The organism is Streptomyces pinistramenti (genome assembly GCF_020564935.1).
Classification (GTDB): Bacteria; Actinomycetota; Actinomycetes; order Streptomycetales; family Streptomycetaceae; genus Streptomyces; species Streptomyces pinistramenti.
The window spans coordinates 234,636-247,906 of sequence record NZ_JAJCXB010000001.1 but is presented as its reverse complement, the minus strand read 5'-3'; the positions used below and the strand labels follow the sequence as shown (position 1 = coordinate 247,906).

General features: G+C 72.2%; 9 protein-coding genes. All 9 read right to left on the bottom strand.

Annotated elements, in window-relative coordinates; translation table 11 throughout:
* The gene (locus tag LIU39_RS01225) at positions 1 to 1,308 is read right to left on the bottom strand and encodes a lanthionine synthetase C family protein (protein ID WP_227043545.1); all 1,308 of its coding nucleotides are present in this window, start codon (positions 1,306 to 1,308) and stop codon (positions 1 to 3) included.
* Positions 1,305 to 4,505, bottom strand: a complete 3,201-nt coding sequence (locus LIU39_RS01220) for a lantibiotic dehydratase (RefSeq protein WP_227043543.1) — start codon at positions 4,503 to 4,505, stop codon at positions 1,305 to 1,307. Before LIU39_RS01220 ends, LIU39_RS01225 begins: the two co-directional genes overlap by 4 nt.
* 105 nt (positions 4,506 to 4,610) lie before the next feature.
* Entirely contained in the window at positions 4,611 to 4,769 is a 159-nt protein-coding gene (locus LIU39_RS01215) for a hypothetical protein (protein ID WP_227043541.1), read from the bottom strand.
* Between the two features lie 201 nt (positions 4,770 to 4,970).
* Positions 4,971 to 6,353 (bottom strand): aspartate aminotransferase family protein, encoded by a 1,383-nt coding sequence (locus LIU39_RS01210; protein WP_227043539.1) that lies wholly within the window; start codon positions 6,351 to 6,353, stop codon positions 4,971 to 4,973.
* Complete coding sequence (gene dxs, locus LIU39_RS01205; RefSeq protein ID WP_227043537.1) at positions 6,350 to 8,257, bottom strand: 1-deoxy-D-xylulose-5-phosphate synthase; 1,908 nt, start codon at positions 8,255 to 8,257, stop codon at positions 6,350 to 6,352. The genes LIU39_RS01210 and dxs overlap by 4 nt, the downstream gene beginning before the upstream one ends.
* A 96-nt stretch (positions 8,258 to 8,353) precedes the next feature.
* On the bottom strand, positions 8,354 to 9,376 hold the full coding sequence (hpnH, locus tag LIU39_RS01200; RefSeq protein ID WP_227043535.1) for an adenosyl-hopene transferase HpnH: 1,023 nt from the start codon (positions 9,374 to 9,376) through the stop codon (positions 8,354 to 8,356).
* Between the two features lie 5 nt (positions 9,377 to 9,381).
* On the bottom strand, positions 9,382 to 10,038 hold the full coding sequence (locus LIU39_RS01195; protein WP_227043533.1) for a phosphorylase family protein: 657 nt from the start codon (positions 10,036 to 10,038) through the stop codon (positions 9,382 to 9,384).
* Positions 10,038 to 12,062, bottom strand: coding sequence for a squalene--hopene cyclase (shc, locus tag LIU39_RS01190; RefSeq protein ID WP_227043532.1), 2,025 nt, complete (start codon positions 12,060 to 12,062; stop codon positions 10,038 to 10,040). Before shc ends, LIU39_RS01195 begins: the two co-directional genes overlap by 1 nt.
* A 104-nt stretch (positions 12,063 to 12,166) precedes the next feature.
* Positions 12,167 to 13,231: a polyprenyl synthetase family protein gene (locus LIU39_RS01185; RefSeq protein ID WP_227043530.1), complete on the bottom strand. Its 1,065-nt coding sequence runs from the start codon at positions 13,229 to 13,231 to the stop codon at positions 12,167 to 12,169.
* Positions 13,232 to 13,271: the final 40 nt, after the last annotated feature.

The following is a 13,271-nucleotide window of genomic DNA, read 5'->3' as shown; positions in this document are numbered from 1 at the left end:
TCAGCGCAGCGCCAGCGCCATCTCCCACCCGGAGAGCGGCGAGGCGTCCACCGCGTAGCTGTGCAGCGCCAGCGCGATGCCGGCGGCACCCATGAGGAACCCGGCGTAGTGGCCGGGCGACTCCCTCGGTTCCTCGCGCCGGCCGGCACGGAATCCGAAGGGCAGCGCCGGGTCGTAGGCGTCCAGGACCCTGGCGGCGAGCCGGTCGCGGTGGACGGCCAGGCGGGGATCCCCGGACGCCCGGCCGAGCCGGCCGGTCAGATGCAGCAGACCGCCCCAGCCGTGGCAGAGACTGCTGTCATGCACCCTGACCGGCGCCTCCAGCTCACGGACCAGGCCCGCCACGGCGGCCTCCCGCCAGTCGGCCCGGTCCAGCGCCTCTCCGGCCCGGTGCAGTACACAGGCCACTCCGGGGGTGCCGTAGCACCAGGCGGTGCGGCTCCGCAGCGGGGCCGCTCCGTCCTCGAACCGCTGGACGGTCATCGACCCCGGCCAGCCGCCGTCAGCGGTGCGCCAGGTGAGCAGCAGGTCACCGATCCCCGTCATCGCCCCGTGCAGGCCGGGAACCCGCACACCCTCCTGGTACGCGGCCGTCAGGACGGCGAGGGTTCCGGGGATACCGTGCGCGACGCCGAAGTTGAGATGGCCGCGGCCACCGGGGAAGTCCGCTTCGCTGTCGATTTGCGGCCCGGAGGGCGCCCACCAGCCCGGTACGTGCCCGCCCCGCAGCGGCAACGGCTCCAGGAGCCGGATCAGCGACGCCAGTGCCTCGTGCAGCAGCTCGGGGTGTTCGGCCCGCCGCGCCAGCAGCAGCCGGGTGAGTCCGGTGGTGCCGCGGATCAGGTCGTAGTCGTGGTGGAAGGCCGTCCCGTCCTGCGGCTCGGTCTGTCGCGCCCGCTCCGCGTCCAGCCGGGTGCGGACGCTCCGGTCAAGCGCGGGGTCCAGGCGGCGCATCAGGCCGGCGTAGTCCTCCGGCGCCTGCCGGGCGGTGTGCGCGGCGAAGGCCAGCGACGGCACGCCGGCGAACAGCCCGTCGGCGTCGGGGCCGGGCAGACCGCCGGCCGCGGCCGCCAGATGCGCATGGATGGTGGCGCGGTGCGCCGGGTCGTGGTGGGCGAGTTCGGCGAACAGCAGGGCCGCCCCGGGGTGGCCCTCCGAAAGGCCCAGCGCGTGCCAGAAGTCCGCCGCGGCCGCCACCCGGCGCGGATCGGCCAGCCGGTCCGCCAGTTCGGCCACCACCTGGGCGGCACGCTCCCGCAGCGCGGCCGGATCGGCCGGGGCCGCGTCGTCCCGTACATCGGTGGTCATCGGCCGTGCCTCCTGCGGTCGGTGTGGGCCTGCGCCGCCCCGCGGGCGACGGCGAGCGCGAAGGTCTCGGCCTCCCGGTCCACGCCCACACGCCGGTTGTGGTGCATGTGCAGCACTGCGTGGAGGGCCTGGTCGGTGTCCGACCAGGACCGGGCCCCGAGGTCGCGCAGCAGCCGCCCGTAGTCGTCCACTGCCTGCGCACGGTGGGCCCAGGCTGCGCGCAGCTCTTCGTCCGCGGCCGGGGCAGGGCCCTCGCGGTACGGGTCGACCAGCGGCAGGGCTTCGCGCCGCCGCATACGGAAGGCCCGCTGCCGCTCCTCGTCCTTGGGCACCGCGCGCAGCAGCCAGGCCGCTCCTTCGCCGCCCGCCGCCCCGGTGCCGTCCCGACTGCTGTGGAAGGCGCGGGCCAGATCCGCGTAGCCGGCCGCGGCCAGCAGCGGCGGCGCGGTGTCGTCCTGCCGCCGGTACCTGCGCCTGAGGTGTTCCAGTACGGCGACGCTGTCGGCGTGGAAGACGCGCTCCGCGGCGGCGATGGCTTCCGGTCCGCCGTAGCGTTCCAGCTCCGGGTCGTAGGTGTCCCACACCACCCTGCCGACCAGGCGGCTGCTGCGCAACGTGCCGGCGGCTGCGTGCAGTTGAGGCAGCAGCTGCCCGGCCAGTACCTCGGGCGGGGCGTGGAACCTGATGCGCAGGTGTGCCCCGTGCGCGTCCCGGTAGCGCAGGAAGAACCAGCGGTCCACCTCCGCGGGCAGGCCGTTCAGCAGCGCGTGCAGGTGGACGGCGAGCAGTTCCTCGTGCCGTTCGGCCGGGGCGTACAGCGCGGCGTACAGCCACTCCCCGCCCGGGAGGTGGACCCCGCTCCCGGTGCGCCGCGGGGCGCAGGGCACGGTCACGGAAGGCAGCGGGCTCGGGCGGGCCGACCACAGCGGGATCACCACCTCGGTGTGGTGTGCGCCGTCGGCACCGCTGAGCCAGCCGTCCGGGCTCCCGGCGGCGTCGGTGGGCACCTCCCGCAGCTCGGCGTCTTCGTTGCGCAGCAGTTCGTGGCGGAGGATCTCGGGATGGCCCGGCAGGTCCAGATCGAGCTGGACGCCACGGTCGTGGGCGGCCACCCGGACGCGGCTGGGCACGCGCCACCGCTCCCGCCAGCGGTGCAGGGCGAGCAGCCAGTCGGCGAACGGCAGCTTCCCGTCCCGGAGTTCGGCGGCGGGCCGCCAGCGCGCCGTGGTCAACACGGTGCGCCCGTAACGGACCCGGGGCAGGTACGGCAGCGCGCCGGCGGCCGGTCCCCAGTGCCACGTCCGCCATGCGCGCACGCCGCTGCCCGCGAGGTCGCAGACGAAGCGGGCGGCGTTCGGCAGGTTCGCCTGCCGATTGAGCACGTGGAAGACCGTGGGCTCGACGCGGCGTCCCGATGCGGTGTCCACCAGGTACATCCGGTGGTGGTCTGCGCCGACGGCGAGGCGGCGCGGGTCCAGCACCCCGGGGTCGTCCGGGTCGGCGAAGCAGCCCACCGGCAGGAGGTGCGGCAGCCATGGCGGCACCTGCGCCACGTTGCCGTCCCGGGACCTGCCGGTGCGGAAGGCCACCTGCACGGGCACCGCCCCGCCGTCCCCGGTGGCGGCCTCCCGCGCCACGGCGGCCAGATCGGCGGCTGCCGCGTCGTCGAGGAGATAGCCGAAGCGGCCGAGCAGCGCCCCGGCCTGCTGGGATCCACCGACGGTCACCAGCCGGAAGTTTCCCGCGTCCAACGCCTCGCAGGAGTCGGCGAGCAGGTTCGCGTTCAGCTCCAGGGACTTCGGCGGGCTGCCGTCGGTACGGGACAGGCGGCGCACCACCGGGTGATCGTCGTCGAGCACCACTTCCCGCGACCCGTCCATGAGGGCCTGCTGCGCCAACTCGGCCAGCGCCAGGTCGCGTTCCCGGTCGGCCTCCGCGGGCGCGGCGTACCGGGGGCTGGGCGGCCGCAGATAGCCGGCCGGCGCCGCGAGGCCGGTGTCCGGGTCGAGCAGTTCGGCGACCGGGACGAGGCGGCTGGTGCCGTAGCGCTCCAGGAAGGCTTCGCGGTACTCGCGCAGGTAGTCGGGTTCCGTGTCCTTGGGCCCCATCCGCCAGAGCAGTTCGGCCGCGCGGGCGGCCTCGTCGGCGACGGCGGCAGGGAGCTGCACCTCGGCATCCAGCGCGAGATCGACCTGGAGCGGCCTCGGCAGGTCGTAGAGCCTGCGCATACGCGCGGTGACGTCGGCCAGCGCGGCCGGGCCGTCATCGGCACCAGCGGCGGCGTACGTCTCCAGGGCCGCCCCTACCGCGCCGAGTTCTTCGAGTTCGGGCAGGTCGGCACCGGGCACATCGGCGCAGGTCTCCTGGATGTGCCGCAGCGGGTCGGCGGCTTCCAGCGGCGGGCGCGCGTCGGTGAGCAGGATTTCCTTGCCGACGAGTTCGCTCAGCACCCGGTCCACCGCCTCGTCGGTGGCACCGGGGAACCGTTCGAGCAGCGCCCTGGCCAGCTCCGCGCCACGCACCGGCCGGCGGGCCAGCTCCCGCACCGCCTGTACGACCACGGTGTGCCGCACGCTGACCTCGTGCACCAAGCGCGGGGCCGCGCCGTCGGAGCCGCCTTCCGGCAGGTCCTCCCGGGCGGACTGCGGGACGTACGGCAGCACGAGCCGGTCGCCCCGTACGGCGCACAGCGCGTTGCCGACCACCCGCAGGTGCCGCAGCACGCCGGGACGCCGCTCCCAGGACGCGATCAGCCCGGTGAGCCATTCCCGGTCCGGGCGCACCGCTCGGGTGTGGGCACCGCCCCACCGCACCTTCGCCGCCTCGCCCGGCCCGCCGAAACGCGCCGGGGCCACCCCTGCCATCAGCCCGAACGGCGTGGCCCGGGTGCTCATCCGCAGCCGGTAGGACGTCAACGCCCGTACAGAACGCCTGAGTTGAGGCAGAGGTACGGTCTGCGATCCGGTCAGCACGCGATGCAGGACCGCGGCCAGCGACGGGCTGGAGAGCGCCACCGCCTCCCGCACCAGCGGTTCGTCCGCCAGCTCCCGGAGCGTCCGGGTCAGCCGGGCGGCCTCGTCATCGCCCGGCCCGGTGTCCGGGCGGACGCCGGCGGCTGCGCCCACCGGGTGGACCGGTGCGCGCACCATGGCGATGCCCGCATCCCGGAACAGGGCTCCTCCTGAAGCCTCGGACATACCTGCCCCCTCCTCACGGTCGTCGTCGCCCCGACCGGCCCCGGGCCGGCGACGCAACCGCTCCGTCACGAGCCCCGGGGCCGGCCGGTGTCACCTTCTGCGGTGTCAGCAGCCCCGGGCGCCGGGAGCCATGCAGGCGGTGCAGCAGTCGGATCCCCAGTAGCCGGAGGGGTGGACGGTGACAAGGTTGTTCGCGGGCTCCGCGGCCTCGGCGACCACCTCGCGCACGTCGAGGTCGAAGGCGTCGAGCAGATCGTTGGACATGGTAACTCTCCGTTCGTGAATGGGATTTCGTGAAGCGGGGCAGTCCCGGCCCCTCCCGTTCCGGACGGACGACACACCGGCCGGTTCGCGGGCAGCGCCGGGCACCCGGCCACCCTACGAATCACGAAAACGGGAAGGGCACACCCAAGTGGGTGTGCCCGCAAGGTGACATCCTCCCCGTCCCCTGCCCTCCCTCCCCTGTCACCGATGAGCGACCGCCTGTTTCACCAGCGTCCGCCCGAAGTCCCACATCAGCCCGCCGCCGCTGTGCGCGTCGTCCATGACGGCCGTGAACGCCTCGACGAAGCGCTCCACTTCGGGCTCGCCGATGGTCAACGGCGGGATGAGCTTGATGACTTCGAGGTGGTCGCCGGACACCTGGGTCAGGATGCGGTGGCGCTGGAGCAGCGGCACCACGACCATCTGCGCGAACAGCCCCTTGCGCGCCGCCTGCAGCATCGTCCAACGGCTGCGCAGGCCCAGCGACTTGGGCCGCCCGAACTCGATCCCGATCATCAGGCCACGGCCGCGGACCTCGTGCAGCAGCTCGTACTTCTCGGTGAGCGCGGCGAGCCGGGTCCGCAGCAGGTCGCCGGTGTGCCGGGCGTTGGCGACGATCTGCTCGTCCTCCATGACCGACAGCACGGCGAGTCCGGCCGCCATCGCCTGGGCGTTGGCGCCGAAGCTGGCGGAGTGCACCAGCACCCGGTCCATGGACGAGTAGACCTTCTTGAAGATCCAGTCCTTGCCGAGGGTGGCGCCGACCGGCACGTAGCCGCCGGAGAGCGCCTTGGCGACGCAGACCAGGTCCGGCTCGACACCGCTCTCGTGCTGGTACGCGAAGAAGTCACCGGTACGGCCGAGGCCGGTCTGCACCTCGTCGGCGATCAGCAGGGCCTTGTGCCGGTGCAGCAGCTCCTGTGCGGCGCCCAGGAATCCGGGCGGGGTGGGCAGCACCCCCTTGCCCTGGATCGGCTCGACGACCAGCGCCGCCACATCGCCGCGCCGCAGCTCCCGCTCCAGTGCCTGAAGGTCCCCCATCTCGATGGCGGTGTCCGGCAGCAGCGGCGCGAAGCCGTCGCGGAAGCCGTCCTCGCCGTTGACGGAGAGCGATCCGGTGGTCAGGCCGTGGAAGGCGTGCGTGCAGTACAGGACGCGCGGTCTGCCGGTGGCGTAGCGGGCGAACTTCAGGGCGGTCTCGACGGCTTCGGTGCCGCTGTTACCGAAGAACACCCGGTCCAGGTGCGGAGCGTGGGCCAGCAGCCGCTCGGCGAGCAGGCCGGGCAGCGGCGGGCAGTCGAAGCGGGTGAGGTCGGGCAGCTGGGCGTCCAGCACGTCGTGCAGCGCCTGCCGTACCACCGGGTGGTGCCGCCCCAGGCCCATCACGCCGAATCCGGCGAGCATGTCCAGATAGTCCTGGCCGTCCGCGTCCCAGAAGTACGCGCCCTCGGCCCGCTCGTAGACCTTGTCGAAGCCGATGGTGTGCAGCATCCGCGGGAGCTGGTGGTTGAGGTGGCGGGTGTGCAGGTCGTAGCGCTCGCCGCCGCGTTCGGCGAGCAGCGCGGCCAGGTCGAATCCGGTCACGAACGGTTCTCCTTACGGGCCAGGTCGGCGCTGATCCGGCCGACGATCTCGGCGGGGGTGAGGCCGAGATCGGCCAGCAGCTCCCCGCGCTTGGCGTGCGGCAGGAACTCATCGGGGATGCCGAAGGTGCGCAGCGGCACGTCCACGTCGGCGTCCCGCAGCGCCTGCCCGACGGCCGAACCGACGCCTCCGGTACGGATGTTGTCCTCGACGACGGCCACCAGGCGGTGCCCGGCGGCCAGTTGGACGACGGCGTCATCGACGGGGCGTACCCAGCGCGGGTCGACGACGGTGGCGCCGACGCCGCGGTCCGCCAGCAGTTCGGCGGCCCGGAGGCAGACGGGCGCCATCACGCCGACGGCGACGAGCAGCACGTCGGGCCGGGCCGGCCGGTGCAGCACGTCGGCACCGCCGATCCGCTGCACCGCCGCGACCGGCTCGCCCACCGACTCCTTGGGGTAGCGGACGACGGTCGGCGCGTCATCGACGTCCAGCGCCTCGCGCAGCTGGGCGCGGAGCTGCTCGGCGTCGCGCGGCGCGGCGATCCGCAGCCCCGGCACCACGCCGAGCACCGACATGTCCCACATGCCGTTGTGCGAGGCGCCGTCGGTACCGGTGACACCCGCCCGGTCGAGCACGAAGGTGACCCCGCACCTGTGCAGCGCGACGTCCATCAGGACCTGGTCGAAGGCGCGGTTGAGGAACGTCGCGTAGACCGCGAAGACGGGGTGCAGCCCGCCGGTGGCCAGCCCGGCAGCGCAGACCGCGGCGTGCTGCTCGGCGATGCCGACGTCCCAGACCCGCTCCGGGTACGCCTCGGCGAACCGGGAGAGCCCGACCGGGTCGAGCATGGCCGCCGTGAGCGCGACGACGTCGGGCCGCTCCGCGCCGATCCGGACCATCTCGTCGCCGAACACGGACGTCCAGGACGGCGGTCCTGGCGGGGCGACCGGCTCGCCGGCCGGGGGGCACCTCCCAGTGGTGGCTGGGGGAAGGTCCATGGCGCCGACGGTGTGGAAGCGGTCCGCCTCGTGTTCCAGGGCGGGCCGGTAGCCGCGGCCCTTCTCGGTCAGGCAGTGCACCAGCACCGGCCCGTGGAAGCCGGCCGCACGGCGCAGGGCGGACTCGACGGCGGCGATGTCGTGCCCGTCGACCGGGCCGATGTACTTCAGGCCGAGGTCCTCGAACATGCCCTGCGGTGCGAAGGCGTCCTTGAAGCCCTTCTTGGCACCGTGCAGCGACTCGTACAGCGGCCGGCCGACGACCGGGGCGCGCGTCAGGACGTCCTTGCTCCAGGAGAGGAACGCCTCGTAGCCGTCGGTGGTGCGCAGCGTCGCGAGGTGGTCGGCGAGGCCGCCTATCGTGGGCGCGTAGGAGCGCTCGTTGTCGTTGACGACGATGATCAGCGGGCGGTCCTTGGCGGCCGCGATGTTGTTCAGCGCCTCCCAGGCCATCCCGCCGGTCAGCGCCCCGTCGCCGATCACCGCGACAACGCGGTCGTCCTTCCCGCGTACCTGATGCGCCTTGGCCAGGCCGTCGGCCCAGCCGAGGACCGTCGATGCGTGACTGTTCTCGATGACGTCGTGCTCGGACTCGGCGCGCGAGGGGTAGCCGGACAGGCCGCCCTTGATCCGCAGCTTGGAGAAGTCCTGGCGGCCGGTGAGGAGCTTGTGGACGTAGGACTGGTGGCCGGTGTCCCACAGGATCCGGTCGGCAGGCGAGTCGAAGACCCGGTGCAGGGCGATGGTCAGCTCGACCACCCCCAGGTTGGGCCCCAGATGCCCGCCGGTGCGGGCAACGGCCGGAACCAGGAACTGCCGTACTTCCGCGGCGAGTTCACCCAGGCGCTCCGCGCCGAGCGCCTTGAGGTCGCGCGGTTCCCTGATGCCTTCCAGCATCGTCATGCTCGGTCCCCTCCACTCCGTTCGGCTGATGGCTACGCCAGGAGGCCGTCTCCTGCCCCTCCGAGAGGGCAGGAGACGGCCTCCACGGCCCTCACGTCACCCGCGGTTCCCCGCGATGGTCTCCTTCGCCGCGCGCAGGGATTCCTTCAGCGAGCCCATGGTGGCGAGGACGGCGGTCGGCTCGTATCCGCAGTGCGCCATGCAGTTGGCGCACCGCGGGTCCTTGCCGCGGCCGTACTTGTCCCAGTCGGTCTCCTCGATGAGTTGCCGGTACGTCGGGACGTAGCCGTCACTCATCAGGTAGCAGGGCCGCTGCCAGCCGAAGAGCGAGTAGTTGGGGATCGCCCAGGCGGTGCACGGGAAGTCCGCCTTGCCCTCCAGGAAGTCGAGGAAGAGCGGACTGTGGTTGAGCCGCCAGCGCCGGCGGTTGCCCCCGGCGAACGCCTTCTTGAACAGCTCCCTGGTCTGCTCGACACCCAGGAAGTGCTCCTGGTCGGGGGCCTTTTCGTAGGCGTAGGCGGGCGACAGCATCATCTCGTCGACCTTCAGGTCGTCGTTGAGGTAATTGAGCACCTCGATGATGGTCTGCGGGGTGTCCGTATTGAAGAAGGTGGAGTTGGTCGTGACGCGGAATCCTCGCCGCTTGGCCTCCTTCATGGCCGCCACCGCCTCGTCGAACACGCCCTCCTTCGCGACGGATTCATCGTGCCGCTCGCGCATACCGTCGATGTGCACCGCGAACGCAAAAAACGGGGAGGGCGTGAACTCTTCCATCTTCTTACGCATCAACATCGCGTTGGTGCACAGGAAGACATATTTCTTCTTCGCCACCAACTGCCGCACGATCTCGTCGATCTGCGGGTGCATCAGGGGTTCACCGCCCGCGATGGAGACCATCGGAGCGCCGGATTCCAGCACCGCGCCGACGGCCTGCGCGACCGGCATGCGCTGCTTGAGCACGCCCGCCGGATGCTGGATCTTCCCGCAGCCCTCGCACTTGAGGTTGCAGGCGAAGAGCGGTTCCAGTTCCACGATCAGCGGAAACTTCTCACGTTTCCTGAGCTTCTGTTCAAAGAGATAGGTCCCGACCCTGATGGACTGGCGGAGCGGCATAACCATCTGGCTCACCTCCTGGGGAGCAACAAAGAACGGTGCCATTCGAAAAAAACAGGAAGGACGGACCGCAGGACGCGGAAGGCCGATATTCCTCCGCGCACGGTCGCAATGCGTACGAGTTCATGTTCTGGAGCGTCCACGACCACCCGGACGGCCGCAACCGGGCGGGCACCGGAGCCGGCCGCCGCGCGGAGCGTCGCCGCGGATTCCATGTCCACCGCGACGGCGCCCGCGGCGTGCAGGTCGGCCCGCTCGACGCCGCGCACGACGTGATCGCTGCCGCGCAGCAGCCCGGTGTGCACGGTCAGCCCGCGTGCGCGCAGGGCCCGCAGCAGCGGTTCGTTGTCGTGGCAGGTCACCTCGGGTGCGTCCGGCCGGTGATCGCGCGTCCGGTCGGCCACGACGACGTCCCCGGGCCGCATCCCCGGGGCGAGCCCGGCACAGAAGCCGCTGGCGATCACCGGGGAGTGCTCGGTGACGGCGCCCTCGCGCAGTGCTTTCGCCATAGCCCGTTCGGCTGATTGGGGGCCCATGCCGGTGCGCAGCGTGACCACCGGGGTGCGGTCGCCGCCACGGCCGCCGCGCCGCAGTGCGAACCGCTCGATGCCGAGCGCGCAGGCGACCAGCAGCGGGGGGCCGCCCTCCGGCGGGGGCCGTCTCGGCATCAGTCCCCCAGCGGCGCGCCGGCCGGCCCGCCGTTGACGTAACGGCCCAGCGCCGTCAGCGGGAAGACCTGCCGGTACAGGTGGTAGTTGATGGAGAAGTCCCACGGGAAGCCGGTGCCGGTGAAGTACGGCTCGGCCCAGGACCCGTCGTCGAGCTGGGTGTCGGCCAGCCAGCGCACCCCGCGCCGGACGGCTTCGCTCTCCCGCTCGCCGGCCGCGAGCAGCGCCATCAACGCCCAGCCGGTCTGCGAAGCGGTGGAGGCGCCGCGCCCCGCCCAGCTCTTGTCCCGGTAGGAGCGCTGGTCCTCTCCCCAGCCGCCGTCCTCGTTCTGCACCCGCTCCAGCCAGCCGACGGCGCGGCGGACGGCGGGGTGCGAGGCGGGGATGCCGGCCGCGGCCAGCGCGGGGAGCACCGACCCTGTGCCGTAGACGTAGTTGGTGCCCCAGCGCCCGAACCAGGCACCGCTGGGCTCCTGTTCGGCCAGCAGCCAGTCGATGCCCCGGCGGGTGCGCGGGTCGTCGGTGCGGCCGACGTCGGCGAGCATCTCGACCACGTGGGCTGTGACATCGGCGGACGGCGGGTCGATGACCTCACCGAAGTCGCAGAACGGCAGGCGGTTGGGGAACGGGCTGGTGTTGTCGGCGTCGAAGGCGCCCCAGGCTCCGTTCTTCGACTGCATCCCGGCGCTCCAGCGCACCCCGCGCTGGACGGCGGCCGCGACCCGCTCCTGGTCCGGGTGCGCGATCCGGCGCAGCGCGAGCACCACTTCCGCGGTGTCGTCGATGTCCGGGTAGTTGTCGTTCTCGAACTCGAACGCCCAGCCCCCGGGCGGGAGTTGAGGCCTTCGGACCATCCAGTCGCCGGGTCTCTCGATCTGTTCGGCGAGCATCCAGTCGGCGGCCTTGACCAGCTGCGGATGGTCGGCGGGGAGCCCGGCGTCGGCGAGTGCGATGGCGGCCAGGCAAGTGTCCCAGACCGGGGACTGGCACGCCTCGATCATCCGGGCGCCGTCCTCGCGCCATACCGCGAACCGGTCCAGGGACGCGAGGCCGGTGCGCAGCACGGGATGGTCGATGTCGTACCCGAGGAGGTGCAGGGCGATGATGGAGTAGACGGCGGGTGGCTGGATACCGCCCCAGCAGCCGTCGTTCTCCTGGCGTTCGATGATCCAGCGGGCCGCCGAGCGCATCGCCGCGCCGCGCAGCTTGCGTACGGCGACCTTGTGGTAGAGGTGCAGCGCCTTGTCGAGGCGCTGGAAGACGCCGTCCCAGCCGGCCGCGGGCGCGAGCGGCTGCGGGGGGTTGGGACGGCGCGGATCGGTGTGCAGCTCGTCCAGGGCGAACGGCGCGGGGCGCACCGGGCGCTTGGCGGAGACGATGGTCAGCGGCACGATGGTCTGCCGGGCCCAGCAGCCGAAGTCGTAGATGTTGAGCGGGAACCACTTCGGGAAGTAGATGAGTTCCGGCGGGAGTTCGGGAAGGTCGTCCCACTTCCACCAGCCGAAGAGGGCCAGCCAGATGCGGGTGAAGACGCGGGATGCGGCGACGCCGCCGCGCTCGCGGATCCAGGCGGAGGCCCTGGCCATGTGGGGCGCGTCCGGCGCGTCACCGGCGAGCCGGAGCGCCACGTACGCCTCGATGGTGGTGGAGATTTCGCCGGGGCCGCCGTAGAAAGTGGCCCAGGTGCCGTCCTCGCGCTGCTCGCCACGGATGAATCGGGCGGCGGCTGCGGTGAGCTCCGGGTCCTGGATGCCCAGGAACTGACGGAGCAGAAGGTCCTCGGCGTCCATCGTCACGTTGGTTTCGAGGTCGCCCTTCCACCATCCGGCGGGGTCCTGGGCGGCGAGGAGATGGGCGGTGGCGCGGGCCGTCGCGCGTCGGGCGGCGGCCGCCGTATCGGGCTGAACGGCGGTCCGTGTACCTGCTGTTGCTGCGGTGTTTTCGGTTGTCTCAGCGGTGGCATCGCTGGCCGAAGGGGCCCGGGGCTGCAGCGCCCCGGTGCTTCCGTCGGTCGTCGCTGTCATGGCTTCCCCTTCTGCAGTGAACTGTGAAGCGTGCTCAGGGATTCCGTCGGCCGGCGCCCGGCTGGCACCGGCCGGCGACTGCGATCAGTTCGTGTCGATGGTGATCATCTCTCTCGTACGACGACGAAGTCCGCGAGCGCGACGAGCTGCGCGCGGATCCTTTCCGGCATGTCCACCTCGTCCAGCGCGGCGATGGCCGTGGCGTGCTGGCGTCGGGCCTCCTGGGAGGTCCACTCGCGGCCGCCGGCCTCCTCGATCAGGGCCGCGCGGGAGGCGAACTCCTCCTCGGTGAAGTCGGCGATCTCGGTCTCGCTCTTCTTCGCGTCGGCCGCGAGGATGCCGGCCAGGCGCTCGGACGCGGCCCCTCCGGCATCGAGGGCCGCGACGACCGGCAGCGACTTCTTGCGCTGGCGCAGGTCGCTCCAGGTCTGCTTGCCGGTGGCGTCCGGGTCGCCCCAGATGCCGAGCAGGTCGTCGACCGCCTGGAAGGCGAGACCGAGGTGGTAGCCGTACTTTTCGAGGATGTCTGCGGTGCGGTCGTCGGCTCCGCCGAGTACCGCACCGATGGAGACGGCGCAGGCGAGCAGGGCGCCGGTCTTGTTGCCCTCCATCTCCAGGCACTCCGCGACGGTGACCCGCTCGCGGTGCTCGTAGGAGATGTCCTGGGCCTGACCGTCGATCAGCTTGCGGGTGGCCAGGGTGAGCCGGCGCGTCGCGCGGCCGGCCTCGACCGTGCCGAGCTCCAGCAGTATTTCGTTGGCGAGGGCGAAGAGCGCGTCACCGACCAGGATGGCCTGGGCGGGACCGTGCACCTTCCACACCGTGTCGCGGTGTCTGCGCTGCTCGTCGCCGTCCATGAGGTCGTCGTGCAGCAGCGAGAAGTTGTGCACCAGCTCGACGGCCACCGCGCCGGGAATGCCCATCTCCGGCGCGGCGCCCGCCGCCTCGGCGGACAGCAGGGCCAGTGCGGGCCGTACCGCCTTGCCGCCGTCGGCCGCCGAGGGACGTCCCTCGGCGTCGATCCACCCGAAGTGATAGGCGGCGACGGTGTCCATGGGAGGAGCGAGCCGGTCCACGGCGGCACGCAGCACAGGAGTGGCGAGTGTCCTGCCACGCTCCAGCAGCGCGGTGACGCTCTCGGTGTCGATAGCTGGGGAAGCCGGGTTCACGGTTTCTCCTCTGTTTCCGATGCTCGTGCTCGTGCGAGCG

What these genes read in the sequence shown, in the direction of transcription:
- LIU39_RS01225 (WP_227043545.1), bottom strand. Translation starts at nt 1,308, where the DNA reads ATGACCACCGATGTACGGGACGACGCGGCCCCGGCCGATCCGGCCGCG.
- dxs (WP_227043537.1), bottom strand. Translation starts at nt 8,257, where the DNA reads ATGACGATGCTGGAAGGCATCAGGGAACCGCGCGACCTCAAGGCGCTC.
- LIU39_RS01220 (WP_227043543.1), bottom strand. Translation starts at nt 4,505, where the DNA reads ATGTCCGAGGCTTCAGGAGGAGCCCTGTTCCGGGATGCGGGCATCGCC.
- LIU39_RS01215 (WP_227043541.1), bottom strand. Translation starts at nt 4,769, where the DNA reads ATGTCCAACGATCTGCTCGACGCCTTCGACCTCGACGTGCGCGAGGTG.
- shc (WP_227043532.1), bottom strand. Translation starts at nt 12,062, where the DNA reads ATGACAGCGACGACCGACGGAAGCACCGGGGCGCTGCAGCCCCGGGCC.
- LIU39_RS01195 (WP_227043533.1), bottom strand. Translation starts at nt 10,038, where the DNA reads ATGCCGAGACGGCCCCCGCCGGAGGGCGGCCCCCCGCTGCTGGTCGCC.
- hpnH (WP_227043535.1), bottom strand. Translation starts at nt 9,376, where the DNA reads ATGGTTATGCCGCTCCGCCAGTCCATCAGGGTCGGGACCTATCTCTTT.